At 58.6% G+C, this 14,716-nt stretch carries 14 protein-coding genes; 8 read left to right on the top strand and 6 right to left on the bottom strand.

Features of this window, described 5'->3' with window-relative positions; translation table 11 throughout:
- Positions 1-127: 127 nt before the first annotated feature.
- Positions 128-475 (bottom strand): winged helix-turn-helix domain-containing protein, encoded by a 348-nt coding sequence (locus NBT82_RS06935; protein ID WP_251330822.1) that lies wholly within the window; start codon positions 473-475, stop codon positions 128-130.
- A gap of 151 nt (positions 476-626) precedes the next feature.
- On the opposite strand from NBT82_RS06935, the gene NBT82_RS06930 reads away from it, so the two are divergent.
- Positions 627-1,205 (top strand): response regulator transcription factor, encoded by a 579-nt coding sequence (locus tag NBT82_RS06930; RefSeq protein ID WP_251330821.1) that lies wholly within the window; start codon positions 627-629, stop codon positions 1,203-1,205.
- Between the two features lie 17 nt (positions 1,206-1,222).
- Here the strand turns inward: NBT82_RS06930 and NBT82_RS06925 are convergent, their stop codons facing one another.
- The 3 genes from NBT82_RS06925 to NBT82_RS06915 all read right to left on the bottom strand — a co-directional run bounded on the left by NBT82_RS06925 (position 1,223) and on the right by NBT82_RS06915 (position 4,978).
- Positions 1,223-2,770 (bottom strand): bacterio-opsin activator domain-containing protein, encoded by a 1,548-nt coding sequence (locus tag NBT82_RS06925; RefSeq protein ID WP_251330820.1) that lies wholly within the window; start codon positions 2,768-2,770, stop codon positions 1,223-1,225.
- Positions 2,771-2,835: 65 nt separating this feature from the next.
- Positions 2,836-4,023, bottom strand: a complete 1,188-nt coding sequence (locus NBT82_RS06920; RefSeq protein WP_251330819.1) for a sensor histidine kinase — start codon at positions 4,021-4,023, stop codon at positions 2,836-2,838.
- Between the two features lie 748 nt (positions 4,024-4,771).
- Complete coding sequence (locus tag NBT82_RS06915; protein WP_251330818.1) at positions 4,772-4,978, bottom strand: DUF8108 domain-containing protein; 207 nt, start codon at positions 4,976-4,978, stop codon at positions 4,772-4,774.
- Positions 4,979-5,619: 641 nt separating this feature from the next.
- On the opposite strand from NBT82_RS06915, the gene NBT82_RS06910 reads away from it, so the two are divergent.
- The 6 genes from NBT82_RS06910 to NBT82_RS06885 all read left to right on the top strand — a co-directional run bounded on the left by NBT82_RS06910 (position 5,620) and on the right by NBT82_RS06885 (position 12,358).
- Positions 5,620-6,408, top strand: a complete 789-nt coding sequence (locus NBT82_RS06910; protein WP_251330817.1) for a hypothetical protein — start codon at positions 5,620-5,622, stop codon at positions 6,406-6,408.
- Between the two features lie 146 nt (positions 6,409-6,554).
- Positions 6,555-7,133, top strand: a complete 579-nt coding sequence (locus NBT82_RS06905) for a hypothetical protein (protein ID WP_251330816.1) — start codon at positions 6,555-6,557, stop codon at positions 7,131-7,133.
- Between the two features lie 376 nt (positions 7,134-7,509).
- Positions 7,510-9,276, top strand: coding sequence for a histidine kinase N-terminal 7TM domain-containing protein (locus NBT82_RS06900; RefSeq protein ID WP_251330815.1), 1,767 nt, complete (start codon positions 7,510-7,512; stop codon positions 9,274-9,276).
- Positions 9,273-10,901, top strand: coding sequence for an ATP-binding protein (locus NBT82_RS06895; protein ID WP_251330814.1), 1,629 nt, complete (start codon positions 9,273-9,275; stop codon positions 10,899-10,901). Before NBT82_RS06900 ends, NBT82_RS06895 begins: the two co-directional genes overlap by 4 nt.
- Before the next feature lie 175 nt (positions 10,902-11,076).
- Entirely contained in the window at positions 11,077-11,349 is a 273-nt protein-coding gene (locus tag NBT82_RS06890; protein ID WP_251330813.1) for a hypothetical protein, read from the top strand.
- Between the two features lie 526 nt (positions 11,350-11,875).
- The gene (locus NBT82_RS06885) at positions 11,876-12,358 is read left to right on the top strand and encodes a hypothetical protein (protein WP_251330812.1); all 483 of its coding nucleotides are present in this window, start codon (positions 11,876-11,878) and stop codon (positions 12,356-12,358) included.
- Between the two features lie 124 nt (positions 12,359-12,482).
- Here the strand turns inward: NBT82_RS06885 and NBT82_RS06880 are convergent, their stop codons facing one another.
- Positions 12,483-12,869, bottom strand: coding sequence for a hypothetical protein (locus NBT82_RS06880; protein WP_251330811.1), 387 nt, complete (start codon positions 12,867-12,869; stop codon positions 12,483-12,485).
- A gap of 413 nt (positions 12,870-13,282) precedes the next feature.
- The gene (locus NBT82_RS06875; RefSeq protein ID WP_251330810.1) at positions 13,283-13,438 is read right to left on the bottom strand and encodes a hypothetical protein; all 156 of its coding nucleotides are present in this window, start codon (positions 13,436-13,438) and stop codon (positions 13,283-13,285) included.
- Positions 13,439-14,497: 1,059 nt separating this feature from the next.
- On the opposite strand from NBT82_RS06875, the gene NBT82_RS06870 reads away from it, so the two are divergent.
- Positions 14,498-14,707: a YgaP-like transmembrane domain gene (locus tag NBT82_RS06870; RefSeq protein ID WP_251330809.1), complete on the top strand. Its 210-nt coding sequence runs from the start codon at positions 14,498-14,500 to the stop codon at positions 14,705-14,707.
- The last annotated feature ends 9 nt before the right edge of the window (positions 14,708-14,716 follow it).

Genomic DNA, 14,716 nt, shown 5'->3' with positions numbered 1-14,716 from the left:
TATGCAGATATCATTGTCTTGACTGAGGGCAGTTTTCGACTGGGTCCCCTACAACGAGTCACCGATCGCACGGTTCTGTGGTCGGCGGCCGCTCATAACGTTTCGACTCGATCGGTGGACGGCAGAATCAGTCCGCGACGTCGACCATGGCCCCGATTCCGTCGTCGAGGGAGATAGAGATTGAGGTCGGCACAGGCTCGAACCGTTCCTTGTGATGGCCGTCGTCACAGATCATCATCTCAGTGCGAACGAGGCCCGCATCACGAAGGTCGTTGAGGCGACGATATGCCGTCGCCCGCGAGACATCCGCTGCCTCGGCCACTGCACGGCCGCTTCGTGGCTGCTCCGTGATCGTCTCGTACACGCGTCGAGTGTATTCGTCGCCGAAGAGGTCGAACAACTCGGATGCCGAGAGGTCGATCTCTTCCGTCCAGTCCGGTTGCCGCTGCGATCTTGGGGTCGTGTTGACGGACATACTCTCAGAAGAACGCCGTTCGTACTGGGTATCGGGGCTCAGTATGCAGACCGCGTGACGGTCGGGACTATAGGAATGCAGATGGCGTTGCTCGGAGAAGATTACCAGTTATGTGGCTGCAGCCTCGACATCACGTAAGCGATCGAAAGAGATGTCCGAAAACGATAGCGCGGCGGACGTGCGCACCCTCGTCGTCGACGACGAACGGGAGGTTGCAGACGCGTACGCACTCCGACTGCGAGGTTACTGCGACGTCGAGACCGTCTACAGTGGCGAAGCCGCGCTTTCGACAGTCGCGGATACGACTGTCGATATCGTCCTTCTGGATCGGCATATGCCGGGCATGTCGGGTGATGACGTGCTATCAGAACTGGTCGAACGGGGATACTACGGACGGTTGGTGATGGTAACGGCGGTCGATCCTGGGATCGAAGTGCTCGATATGCCGTTCGACGACTATCTCTGTAAACCGGTGGACCGCGAAGATGTCCGCGCGGTCATCGATCAGCAGCGACGGATCCTCGCGTACGAAACGCTTGGGGAGTACTTTAGCGTGGAAGCCAAGCGAGCGGTGCTCGAAGCCGAACTGGACGCAAAGAAGCATCGCGAGCACGAACGATTTGTAGCGGTGGCTGAGCAGGCCGAGCAACTCGAAGCCCGAGCCAGACGACTGTTGACTGATGACGACATCCTCGACCGGTTCGAGGAGATCAATCGTGAGGAGTTGTGAGGAGCGCGTCGATTCCATCACTCTCTTTCAGATGCTTTCCTCCGTCCATCGAGATAGACATCCAGAAGCTTCCGCTGGCCGGCGCGGAGGTGATGAAGCAACGTCGACCCCGTGATGTCCAGCGAGGTGGCGACTTCCTCGGCCGTGCTCCCCCGCGGTGACTCGAAGTAGTCGGCGAAGTATGCGGTTTGGAGGACCGTCCGCTGTCGCTGTGTCAGCCGGTCGTCCAATTCGTCGCGGAATTCGCGGGCAGTCGTCACGGATCGCTTTCGTTCCGCCTTCGAGACGAACTCCGCGTCGTGCTCCCGGCTGACGGTATCCACGATCCGGCGGACATCACTGTCTGGCGGAAGGTCCACGACGAGGCGTCCCGTCTCACCGTCGAAGCTGGCACGCCGGACAGTTCCACCGAGCGAGGAGATGGCGAGTAGCGGCGTCGAGCCACAGGTGGTTAATTCGACCCGACCACCGGAGTCGGATTCGCTAATAACTCGTGTCCCGCTGATTTCTCTCATCCCCGCGGTCTCTTGATCGAGACGGTCGATTCCGTCGCCTTCGACGGAGACGAAACAGAGCAACGCATCGTCAGCCTGTGGAACCAGCCCTTCCAGTTTCAGCGTTGAGTCGAGCGACTGACTCAATCGCGTCAGCACCGAGCTTTCCCCGAGCTCGAAGGTGATTTCGGTGACGGTGTCAGAAAGCAGCAGGTTCTGATTTCGAACCGCAGTGATCGCGAACCCGGCTATCTCACCCAGCGTCTCGAAGCTGGCCCGTTCCCGCTCGGAGAACGCTTCGGTGCCACTGGCGTAGACGCCGACGACACCGTGGACGTTCGACCCGTATACGACCGGAATGGCCAGTGCCGACTGGACGCCATCAGCAAACCCGGCCGTCCGGACCGATTCAGGGACCCCTGAACTGTCAGTGAGTGGGTGTGTAGCCTGCACTCGACCGCTCTCGACTGCACGCTCCTCCGGGGTCGTCACCGTCTCGTCGTCGACTGCGTCGCGAACGGCTTCGAATATTTCGCCAGTCTCACCCGCGACGGCACGGGAAACGAGGCCGTCGCGTCCCACACCGCGTTCTCCAACCCACGCGAATTCGTACAGGTCGGTCTCGCCGAGCCCCCGACAGATCGTGTCGGCGATTTCTTCACGGGAGGAGGCATCAACGAGCGCCGCGAGGATGTCCGAACGCACATTGTCGATGAGCTCCGTCCGTTTGCGCTCTTGTCGGAGTTGTTGAAGCGACTGTTTCTCGCGTCGCCGCTCGGTCACGTCTCGAACGTAGACGGTCCCGACTTCAACAAGCGCAACGACGGAGACGGCAAGCCACCTGTCGAGGGCAGGATAGTACTCCTCGAAGTCCGTCTCGGTGACGGATTCGCCGTCGAATGCGGTCAGGAGGGTGTCGTCGACGGACCGAGGGAACACGTCGGCAATGGGTGCGCCAGTTGGGTCCGTAGCGTCGATCAGCGTCCGACCGATTTCGTTGCAACCTAGTACAATTCCATCGGTTGACACCTCGAGAACGCCGATCGGCGCTCGTTGCAGTTGATCATCCATAGCTTGGAGTACCGCTCTGGTCAGTTCGTTCTCTATCAGTCATAAGGGATAGTTCGGCACCGGCGTTAGAATCTGATCTCGAACCGTGCCCCTCCACAGTCAGCTGTAGTGAGCGTTACGTTCCAGTCGTGTGCGGTGATGATTTGCTCGACAATTGCGAGGCCAAGTCCAGTTCCGCCGTTCATGCTCGAGTGGCCCGGCTCGAAAACCGTCTCCCGTTCGTCGGCGGGGATACCCGTGCCATCATCGGCGACGTAGAACCCGTCCGACAACGCGCCGACGGTGACCGTCAGGCTGCCTTCGGAGGTCGTCCCTTCGCTTCGGTCGAGCGACTGTTCACGGGTTCCCGGACTTCGTTCTCCCCGGTCCCCGTGAGTGTTCGGGGCGGGAGCGTCCGAGTCGAAATCGACCGAATCTCCGGATCGCATCCGGTTGTCCGTGGAGCTGTGTTCGATGTTGTCGTCGGCCTGACTCAGGCCATCAGTAGCGTTATCTTCCACACTGTCACCGGGGTCCGCCCGGTTACCCGTTGCACCGTGTTCGACGGCGTTCCGGAATAAATTCTCGAACAGCCTTCGAACGCGATCAGCGTCGGCAGTGACAGTCGGGAGCGATCCAATGAGATCGAGTATCGCCCCATCAGTGTCGACTGATTGCCACGCGTCCGTCGCTGCGGTTTCGATCGAGACTTGATCCGACGGGTCCACGACGGCGTCCCCGCGTGTGAGGGTAAGGACATCACGAATGATTCGTTCCATCCGATCGTGTGCGTCGGCGACCGATTCGAAGTGGTCCTGATCTCCCGTCTCTCGCGCTGCTGTGAGATGTGCCTCGGCGACGTCGAGCGGATTACGCAGGTCATGGCTAAGCACGCTACTAACCTGATCGACGGCGGGCAGTTCCTCGGTAGTTGGACAGTCCTCTAGGTCTGAGAATACGAGATACCCGGTGCCTTCCTCGGAGGGAATCACTCGTACGAAAAACGTCCCCCGATTCCCGGAACCATCAAGATAGATCCCTACACGGTCGTCCCGGACGACGTGAGTTATCGGATCCCGATTCCCGGTGGTAGTACTGTGGCTAAACCGATCGAATACCGTCGAGACGAAATCTTCAGGTGAGGGATCTCCGAACTGTCGATCGAAGCTCGCGTTCGTCGTCGTGATGCGTGCGTCACGACCGTCGACGGCGTAGGCGAGAACGGGATCCGGAAACGCGTCCACCGGGATCGCCGCAGTACACTCGTCGGTCATTGGCCTCCTGTCGTCTCCCTGTATACTCGTTGCGGACGCGCCAGCGTCGACAGCCGGCGAGGACGCCTCCGCTGGGAACGGAGTCGAACGCGATTCATACACTCATGTTAGTTCGGACGTGTGTTGACTATTGCTCCCTTGACTCTGACTCAGAAACACCGCGTCTGAGCCTCGTGGTTGTTTTTTTGCGGGCGTCAAGAAGACAATAGTTGTGCTACATATAGTCGCCATCTGCTCAGGAGCTGCCAGGAACACGCTGCTGAATAGAGAGATGGTACGCAGCAATCGGCCGTAGTTTATTTTGCCTCGCTAGCAACGAAATAGCCGTTAGATGAACGTGCGTAGCTTTATTCTGTACTAGTTCCGATCTGGTATAGCAACAGGCCGCTAGTTAAGAGAAGCCCTCCAAATGTCAATTCAAATATGCCGTCCGGAAGTAACTGTGAGTAGCCTAATAATGGGTTAGTGAGGATTACTACACCGACAACCAGAACGAATAGAGATATGATATATTCTGCCGTCTCCTGATGGTTCATCCTAACAAATTTGTCGTATTCGACTCAACTAATATTTTGATGTACTGTCTTGACCGATCTACTCTGATCGAATTAGAGAATGATTCTGTGCGAGATACGCGCTCTGAACTACCAAAGATCCAGCAGAACCGGGCCGCGAGATACCGAGGGTCAGTAGGTCACAGAGCGTCGCGGTACATCCCGGTGATTCCGATTGTGAGGGGTCTGTAGGATCACTCGGCTTCGGTAGCAGCCCACTCCGCGGTATCGTCGTCCCCAGTACCGACTGTGGAACGATCAGACAATTCCGCGAGCGCACAGTCCGGATAATAGAAGTTGTGCTTCTCAGATATCGTCCACAGGGGCACACCTACGACGGCGTACTCCCGTCTGTAGCGGCGGATGAGCCCCTCTTTCGAGTCGGAATCGCATACGAGCATGACTCTCGTCCGTTCTCGGTCGCCGACCGAGTCCGATGCTCGACAGTTCTGACCGCCCCGAACCGAGAAAGCTCGTGACGTCGGTCCAGCCGATGGCGAAAACGTGGGTTGACGAATGCTCCTGAAATGATACACAGGACGGCGAACCCAACGAGCAGGAGCGGCACGATTACCTCGGCTGTCCCTGCCGTCTGAATGATTCCACCGGTACCGGCCAGAAACGCGATGATACCGAGTCCGATAAGGAGCCACCCGGCCACACCGCTCATCAAATCAGATAGCGTGTCGGCAAGTTCGATACTGGAGGACTTCTGACCCATCTTCTACGGGGCGCATACGGCTTCCAGCAGAAAGAAAACTGTGTCCCCCGGTTGTGGTATCTCACATGAGGGCAACAAATTCATATGTTCCCTGTCAGCACCGTCGCAACTGACACGGAAAAGTTAGTTAGTAATCACTCGACTCAGGATTCTGAGTACTCGCACTGCAGGTGTTCGCATCGGTGTCCGAGGAATATTGCTCGCTGTTCAGTCAGCGATTAGAACGGGTGACAATCCGATAAGTGCCCAATCGATATGTCCATTTGGCTGGGTACAGAAGCATGGAATATGTTTGTGGGGCGTTTGCTTGCGTTTATATCGTTGTCTGGGGAGGCTGTACTGACTGTTGATGAATTTTTGGCTAAGTTGTTGGCTGGAACCGTAGCGGCTTGGGCAGCATTGTATGCGACGACCAGCGGGGTCAAAGCGATAAAAGATTGGTGGGGTATAGTAGCCACGGATTCAATGCCAATCAATGAGGCTATCGGAGCCAGTGAATTGGTTCAAATCCAGGGTCGCGTTCGTCCAGCCCAGCCTGACGATGCTTTTGTGTCACCGATACTAGGTGATGAGTGCGTCGCTTACGAGTACGATATCCGCAAAGTAGTACAGGATAGCGGTCGGACACGAATTGACTCTGCCACTAATTATAAGTCATTCATTATTTCTGACGGAGTCACCGATATCCTCGTAGATCCCGACAAAGAGGGCCTGTCGCTGAATACTACGACGAAAACACCAAGTACAAAAAAATCAATCGAACAAGAACTTGCTGATGACAGGCTGGAGGTGGAACCATCAGTATACACATCGGTCTTGGGCGACACCACGAAACCCATCGAGGTGAGTGAAGGAACGATCGGCGTTGGCGAGAAAATCACGGTTGTTGGGAAAGCTACCCCAGTACCAGCGGAAGCAGTCACGGATGCGGATGCAGTTATGATGTCCGAGGAAGCTCACCTGACGGTGATGAACGACGATTCAGGAAACACCGCGTTGAGGAAAGCCGGTCGAGGAGGGTTTCTGTTGCTATTCGGGGTAATTCTCGGCGCTTTTGCAATACTTATTCTGACACCCGTCGTCCTCGAGATAGTGGCAACGGTGGAATAGTGATCCGGTGAATATGCGCGTTCCATCTTGCACGAGACGTTCGGACTGTAATCTGACCTGCTGAGTCACCAGCCGTTGAATTTATCAATCGAACTCACTCGTTGGACACAGAGACGAGTGGTTCACTACTCCTGTGGCAACTCCAGATGATGGGAACGGACGCGACACTGTGGCCGGAGATTCCCGCATGGAACGGGTCAGTTCTGGGACAGCTCACGCCACGTCACGCGTTCGATCCGACGCTGACGACGGGCGTCGCAGTGGTGGTTGCGGTTGGGGCTGTCGCTTTAGCGGTTGTCGGTCGGCGGTTCTCGACGAGGCGCCCATTGCTCGTCGGTGGTGGAGCGGCGTACGCAACAACCATGCTCGGTCTGTGGGCCGGGGTTCGGCTGGTGTTCTGGCGGTTCGCGTTCGATCCGGTCGAAGATGCACCCCTCGTCGCCCCCGTACTGGTCGGGTTTGCAATCGTAATCGCGGGTCAATTCGTTCTTCCGGTGTACCTGTTGGTCAGCCACGAAACGTGGACGCCGCTCGTCTGGTTGTTCGGCGTGACGTGGGCTCTCGGCGAGTTTGTCCTCTTGGTGGGCGGTGAGTCTGGCGGGCTGTTCGCCCTTCTTGTGTGGGTCGTCGGACTGCTGCCACCGTGTCTCGGTGTTCTGGTCGTCACGACTGGTGGTGAACTCCTCCTACGGCGTTTCGATCTGTCGAATCCGCTTCAGTCCTGACTCACTATTGCTCTCTGCTGTCGCGTTCTGAGTGGTTAAAAACGGCTTGAGCCGGAGTGGCGGGTTGGTAGGTGTAGGTTGTGACAGGAAGGGTCGTCAACAAATGACACGAACGTCAGTTCAGGCGCGGCTTACACCGTTCGTCGGTCTTGGACAACGCGTCTCCGAACGCGTCCCCCGCGACCGAGCGACTGTGACCGTCTCACCGGTCGGGAGAAATGAAGCCTGCAAGACTGCACGCTCATGCCACGCCGCTGAGAGGGACGGGGTCGGATACAACCACCCGAAAATCCCACCTCATTTGCGTCCGACGCCCGATCATCGATGATGCGTCCGAAATTATATCCGCGGCCTATCACAACCAATCGGTAGCTGTATGTCACCCTACGGGATTTCTCTCTCCCACTCGCTGCTTGGCGCCGCCGCTTTACTGATCGCAGTTGCGCTCACCCGATCGGCGTGGAATCGACGAAGCAGGCCCGGAGCCAGAGCGCTAGCTACTGTCGGGGGTTTGCTCACGCTCGGTAGTATCGCTTTCATAGTCATGTTCGTCTACCCGGCACGGTATCAGGGACTTTGGATCGTAACGTTGTACAACACCTCCGGGTTCGTCGCCGTTTTCGCGTTCCTGTTCGCTATCAGGTTTACCGGGCGCGGCCAGTGGCTCACTTGGTCGGTTCGAACTCTCTTGATATCGCTACCAGTCATACTTCTGATAGTAAGTTTCCTCCCGTTCGAACTGGGTGTCGAGACGACATCGCAGGCGGGTATCCTCACTCAGCGCGTAATCGGGCTCGTCTCCGGAGTGCTTACTCCGCTGTACGCTATCGCCGCAGCCATCCTTCTCTGGGCGGCAATCTCTCGAGACGCCGTGCCGTATGGACAGGGGCTCTTACCGGCGGGGTCACTTCTCGTGTTGGCTCTGGCCCCGATCCTGTCGTCGGTATTTGCCCACTCGGAACGGATCTTTCCTGTCGTCCTGCTCCTTGCAGGCGGGGGGCTCTTGGCCACGCTGCACTGGCACCGGCCGTTAGAACAACTTCCGGTTGCCCGGCCGGTAGTCCAGAGTCGTATCGTCGATGAGTTGTCGGAACCGGTCGTGGCTATCGACCGCAAGGACAGGGTGGTCGATCTCAACACTGCCGCCGAAGACACGTTCGGCTGCGAGCAGGCGGCCGTGGTCGGACGCCCCGTCCAACGTATCTTCGACGATGCGGTGCTGGCACACGAGGAGCGACAACTGATTCGAGTGAGCGATGGAGTCTTGACCGTCGTTCCGGAGGCCGTTGACGACACCGACGGCGTTCCCCTCGGCACGGTACTGCTGTTCGGAGACGCGACCGACCAACGGCTCCGCGAGCGGCAAACGCGCATGCTGACCGACCTCCTCTCCGAAGTGATCGGCGTCCAGCTCGACGAAATCGCAAGGCTCGCATCGTCGGTTGAAGAACGGGATAGTTGTAACACGCCCGGAGTCGCGCCGAGCGACGCGCGGGCCGACCCCGAGGGTGTGGGCGAACGAATCCGGACACGTAGCGACCTCCTGCTCACAGTCGGGAAGCGTGCAAGAGAGATGGAACAAGCGCTCGCCGGGACTTCCTTGGAAGAATCAAGCGACCTGCTGACAGGGATTCGGACCGCCGCGGCGCGCAGTTCGATACAGGCAGACGAGCACACCATCCAAGCGACCGGAGAGTCGTACACCGTCGCAGTCCCACACCCGCTCTTGATTGCGGGGTTCGCGGCCGTTTTCGACACTGTCACGATCCGGAACCGTTCGGTGACCATCTCGTTCGAGGCCGACACCGGAGGGCGGGGCGCAAACGACGGATCGGTCGCTGGCTCCGAGTCGGGAACCGGATCCGATGCGGGCGCATCGAACCGCCAGCCGGGTCCGCAACTGGCCGTTATGGCAGCCGACGGTCACGGATACGACGGAGTCGTACACGTCGATATACGAACGGACTCCCGCGACGATGACGCCGATCCGGTGGCAGAGCCCACCGCGGAGCATCCCGCAGCGAAGCTGCTCTCGTTGATTGCCATCGATGCTGGTGGGAGCGTGGGTGTCGACGGGACACCTTGGGAACATCTCCGCTTGGCGCTTCCCGCACGCAAGACCCGGTCTGGGGGTGAGCGATGATCGACCTGCTCGTCATCGCCGATGTCCTCCTCGTCGTGACCCTGGTCACGGCCGGAATCACGGCCATCGCCAGTCGACCGGAACTCGGGACGACCGGTCTCGGTATCACTGCCGGGTGTCTCGCCGTGGTCGCCGTCCTTGACGTGGCCGTCCGTCTGAGCGTGGCTGATATCGAGACGCTGTTCAGCGGTGTGAGAGTCGCCCTGTTTGGGGCGTCGATAGCCTGGTTGTGGTTCGCAGTCGAACACACCGGTCGCGGTCCAGAACTCACGCGCAGGCGACTTTTCGGTGGCACCGGAACGGCTGTCGCCCTCGTGTTCGCGACGCAACTACCGGTGTCAGTGATCCAAGACGTCTCGGTGGCCATCATCAATATCTCGGCAACGTACGGGAGCGTCGCGGGAACCTTTCTGCTCTCACAGGCGACACTCAAGCGCAAATTGGTCCCGCTGTGGCAAGGCGTTCTCCTTCCAATCAGCGGTAGCAGTCTCGTTATGGTCGGGTTCGTCGCGTCACTCACTCCCCTGCAAGACGGTGTCGTCCAGAACCTCATCTTGGCCACCGCCCTCGGCTCTGGAGTGCCATTGGCGGCGAGCGTGTTCACCGAAGCAGCCGAAAACACCACGAAACAGGCACGGTTGGCCCGCGGCGTGGTTCTCGGAGAAGTTTCGGAAGCCGTGGTCGTAACGGACACGCGTGGAAATATCATTCATATGAACGAAACCGCGAGGCAGGTGTTTCTCGGGGCACAGTCTCGAAACGCCTTCGGACGTGATTTCGAGTCGCTCATCGGGGTTGAACCCGATGAACTCCACGATACTCTCGTCGACCGTGAGCTGACTACCGAAATCGGGCGCCGATGGTTCGAGGTGACCCACAGCCCGATGACGGAAGCGAACGGTGACTCGACCGGGGACATCTACATCTTCCGTGACGTTACAGCACGGCGGAGCAACCAGCAGCGGAGAAACGTCCTCGTGAGGCTCTTGCGTCACAACCTCCGTAACAAAGTAGACGTGATCCGTGCACACGCGGAACTCCTTTCTGACCAGCCGGAACGTGGTAAACAGATCGCGAATTCCGCCAGAGAGCTCGCAACGACGAGCGAGACCGTCACCGAGATGGACCAACTCCTCTCGCAGGAGCACATCGGCCGGGAACGGATCGAAATCGGAGAACTCACCCAAGAGGTGGGAAATCGGGTCGCCGACGATTTCGGAGGGACCGTGACCGTCGACACGGAGCCGGTAACGCTGCATACCAGTCGTGAGGCCGTCCGGACCGTCGTGGCTGAACTCGTCAGCAACGGCATGAAACACGCCGAGATGGACGAGCCACCCGTTCGCGTCTCAGTTCGCGCATCCGCCCAACATGCTGTGATTACGATTGAAGACGAAGGACCAGGCATCCCCGAACAGGAGTACGCAGTGCTTGGATCCGTCGAACAGTCACAGCTCCGTCATGGACGGGGACTGGGCATCTGGATGGTCCAGTGGATCGTCACCCGACTCGGCGGTACGCTTTCGTTCGACGCCGACAGCTCCGGAACAGTGGTAACTGTTCAACTCCCACGTGGTGACGGCAAACGTGACGCTCGATCTAACCCTCATCCCACGCAAGATTGATTATCCGACTGTTATGCCAGAGTAATTGATGATCGCATCGACAATATCGGAATAGCTCGGAAACGCACGTATTAGCGGCTGACGACTGAACTGTCATTTGTCGAGACGTCGTATCATCGTGAACGGAAATTTCAATTTCAACTACAATTATAAACGCCGCTGAACGACCGGGGGTATGCAGCGCCGCTCAGGCTTTGGGCTATCGATGCTGCTTATGAGTATCTGGATGGGGCAGACTGCTCTTACCGAATCAAGGACTGTATCGCTGGCTATGGGTATTACGGCAGTCACGTTAGCATTCTTCGGCGGTGGAATACTCTCGGGGCACTTCGAACCGGAAGCGATCTCCGACGAAAAAATGAGTCCTCTCGCGAGTCGTATCCTTGTAGCGATGCTCGTTGTCGGCGCGGTGGCCGTTTTGTTGATACTTGTGCTGCAGTACCGTTGATTTATCTCCGCCGTCCGTTGCGACTACTGAAACCGTTCGGGGGGATACATACGGGTCGGCGAACAGAGACCTCATATGGAATCTAACGGGCTGCTCGTCACCCTCTGGATGATTGGCTCGTTCGCCGTCGGTGCGGTAGCGCTGTCACCACAAGACGGAGCAGTCCTCTGTTTCTTGACCACCTTCATAGTCTGGGCTTTATTAAACTACAGGAGATGAAGAGTCATGAACTCCATAGAACTGTGACACGGAGCGTCCCGTGAAGCACTCGCGGACAGCTTCAAAGACCAAGATGGAACCGATCAGGATCCACCAACCGCTCTATGACTTCGTGACGAAGAGCCATCCGCGAAGGAGTCCGCCAGTGCGTGACGAATACAAACATCACGCAGCGCTCGCCTGAAAACGTTCGAACCAGCAAACCGCTAGCCTGTAGCGACCACGTATGGTGGTCATCCACAGTATGGATTCAATCACTCATTAAGTCAAAAACAAGAATATATACTAGCCGACGCTCACAAGCACTGTGATTCCGTATTCGTCCATCGGAGAGATCGCGACGACGCTATTGCAGTATCTGGCAGTAATCGGCGTTGTTGCCCTCGGGTGTCTCCCATCACTTGTGGTGTCGGACTTTCGTGCCCGACTCGATAGCTGGCCGACTGATCGATTCCCGGTGAACTATTTGCTACTGGTCGGTGTTCTCGCACTCGGTCAGGCGGTCGCAATCGTTGCTGGCTGGCAGGTGCTTCATATCGGGTCCACGCAGAGCGATCCGCAGTTTCGGGAATTTCGACTTATCGCAGTACTCGTAGCCTACCCGATAGCGGTGTTGGGACTTGGAACAGTAGGTGTTCGTCTGTATTGTTGGCAACGATCGATGGAACAGTGGTTGACGCTTCGGACTATCGCCGGCCTCGGAGTCGCTGCTGGGATGTACATTGTAACGCTCATGGGAGCAGCGATCGTCCTCTTTATTGCCGCGCTGTTTTTCGCGTTACCGACCTGAAACCGCCGGTTCAGACTTGAGGATAGTTCTTCGGTTCAAGGATATCCGAATATACGACCCCATGACAGAAGGTGAAACGCATCTTGGTGGACAGTAGCGGTCCGAAGTGGACTCCCCGCGATGTTCAGCCACCGACTCTGCCGACCCGTTCGACGGTTCGGACGACCGTGTGGGGTTCCATCGAGGTTACGACGAGTGACTTCTCACCAACTCGCTCGATCCGGACCGCCTGTCGCCCGTCAACGATGTAGCCGACAGGGCCGTCGAATCGAATGCCCCAGCGATAGAACGAGGGCTGGAATCGCACGCCGACACCACCGAAATCGGCCGTCGGAGATATCTCCCTGATGGTGATCGGGTCCATGTCATTGTAGGGGATCGTTCGCGCTCTGAGGTGGAACGGCCATAGACGCAACATCAGGTCGTTGTCGCGGGCTTCGATTCGTAGGTTCGCACGGTACAACAGGACGAATGGCCCGAACGCGACGGGGAGAACGAGTTCGATCCACATCGAGACGGTTGTCCCCGCATCGGACTCGCCCACAATGCTGACGCTACCCAGATATGCGGCAGCGACGCCGCGAGTTTCACGACCGGTGAGGTGATGTTCGTCGACGGCGGGTTCACCCGCAGCGCCCTCTGAGGCGGATCGGACGCCGTCGATGGCCGTTCGCTCCGCGTGAGCGAGGGTGCCGACATGGCCGGCATCACCCCGAACGACCGTGATCCCGAGTTCGTATTCCGGGCGGGCGCCGCCTCACGGGACCGTGCGGAACCCCGATACCGAACGACGCGGCGGAGGCGACGAACGCGTCGTGGACGACAGTGCGACGGTCGGTGCCCGCCCGTCCCGTGACGCCGAATGCACCGGTGCCGCGAGATCGATTCACGAGAGGGTACCGGTCCACCGAGGGGGGACTCGTCCTAGGCCGCCTCGCCGACCGCGGTTTTGGCGTCGGCGACGGTCGACGGATCGAGCGATTCGCGTGCAGTTTCGACCGCCTCCGAGGCGATGGTAGGAACTCCGGGGCGAGCGGCGATGTCCGGGTCGGCGGCGAATTCCTGTCGTCGAGACCGCAAACGTATAAAATCCCAATATATAATGGAATATTTATGAATAGGTGTCGATCGCAACCGGACGACTGTACACCGACGGGGATGGAAGGCCGACGCGGAGTTTGTAGCCGGTGTACGATTCGGATCGAACCGAGGCGGTACGGTCTTCGAGTGTCGGGGTTCGAAATCACACGCTTCGTCGACGGTGACGACCGCTGCACAGGAGGTTCTGTGCGGCGAGCGGCGATGCCCGAACCGGCGACGAAACGCGACGGTCGGCCGGAATTATCGTCTGTGTACGCAGTCTCGAACTGTTAGGTATATCGCGTCGGTTCACCGTTCGTAATCGGACGTGAAAGACGGGTCGACGGCCGACGGACGGGTGCGAGTCGATATCACGTTACGGGCGACGGAACGGTGATTCATATCTTGACGGACGATATCGGTGGTATGCGGCCGCCGTTCCCGATAGCAACGGTCCCTAACGTGCGGCGACTACCCACGAACACCACCGCAATCGCTTTGACGGTACTCCCCGGACGCTGCGAGAAACGCCGGGTCGGCGAGACACCGTGGTAGCGAACGGTCTGGCGCCACTGGGGACGCCGATTTCGACACGGTACACGCGGGAACCGGGACCACGTCGAACGTATATTTTGTCGAGTAAGATATCGAACCTACTAGATATCTTTAAAATAGCCAGGACGAGCGAACACCGCCGATGACCCGGTTGCGAGCGTTCGCGTTCACGAGGGATCGGCGTTTCGAACGCCATCGGTGCGACCTCGAACCACGGCGCGGTCGGCGATACGACTCTCCTCCCGGACGGTACGCTGGGTCGTGGACGGCCGGTTACCGTTCCGGAATCGGATTCCGGCACAGTATTAGTGGGAATCGGACTCCACGTCGAACGTATCCTTCGTTGAGTAAAACGGCGAACAAACCAGTTTCACAAACATTCAGCCGCGTCGCCCAGAGTGGCGATGAAAGCCGACTTCGCGCGCTCGCCTACTCGGGGACTCGGCTACGCCAACCACTCCATCGAGGCCAAAGGTACTTGCTCGTCCATCCCGTCCATCGTGTATGGTCGGGACGAACGTCGGTGGCCGTGACCGCCTCGTGCGGACGCTGCTCGCCGCCTTCCTCACGGTCGTCGCGATTCGCGCGCTCGAACGGGGGAAACGAGCGACCGGCCTGCTCGCCGCGGCCGGCGCCCTCGGCTTCGGATTCAACGCCGTGACCTGTTTCTGTGGGGTGAACGAGGCGCTCGGTGTCGACACGACCGAGGACTGAACCGGGACG

It is taken from the genome of Haloplanus sp. HW8-1 (assembly GCF_023703795.1).
GTDB lineage: Archaea > Halobacteriota > Halobacteria > Halobacteriales > Haloferacaceae > Haloplanus > Haloplanus pelagicus.
Note: the sequence above shows the minus strand (reverse complement) of the source record. Positions and strands in the feature narration are given on the sequence as shown.

Coding starts and splice junctions, on each gene's coding strand:
- NBT82_RS06900 (WP_251330815.1), top strand. CDS start 7,510: ATGTCACCCTACGGGATTTCTCTCTCCCACTCGCTGCTTGGCGCCGCC.
- NBT82_RS06890 (WP_251330813.1), top strand. CDS start 11,077: ATGCAGCGCCGCTCAGGCTTTGGGCTATCGATGCTGCTTATGAGTATC.
- NBT82_RS06895 (WP_251330814.1), top strand. CDS start 9,273: ATGATCGACCTGCTCGTCATCGCCGATGTCCTCCTCGTCGTGACCCTG.
- NBT82_RS06880 (WP_251330811.1), bottom strand. CDS start 12,869: ATGTGGATCGAACTCGTTCTCCCCGTCGCGTTCGGGCCATTCGTCCTG.
- NBT82_RS06925 (WP_251330820.1), bottom strand. CDS start 2,770: ATGGATGATCAACTGCAACGAGCGCCGATCGGCGTTCTCGAGGTGTCA.
- NBT82_RS06915 (WP_251330818.1), bottom strand. CDS start 4,978: ATGCTCGTATGCGATTCCGACTCGAAAGAGGGGCTCATCCGCCGCTAC.
- NBT82_RS06920 (WP_251330819.1), bottom strand. CDS start 4,023: ATGACCGACGAGTGTACTGCGGCGATCCCGGTGGACGCGTTTCCGGAT.
- NBT82_RS06870 (WP_251330809.1), top strand. CDS start 14,498: ATGGTCGGGACGAACGTCGGTGGCCGTGACCGCCTCGTGCGGACGCTG.
- NBT82_RS06905 (WP_251330816.1), top strand. CDS start 6,555: ATGATGGGAACGGACGCGACACTGTGGCCGGAGATTCCCGCATGGAAC.
- NBT82_RS06930 (WP_251330821.1), top strand. CDS start 627: ATGTCCGAAAACGATAGCGCGGCGGACGTGCGCACCCTCGTCGTCGAC.
- NBT82_RS06935 (WP_251330822.1), bottom strand. CDS start 475: ATGTCCGTCAACACGACCCCAAGATCGCAGCGGCAACCGGACTGGACG.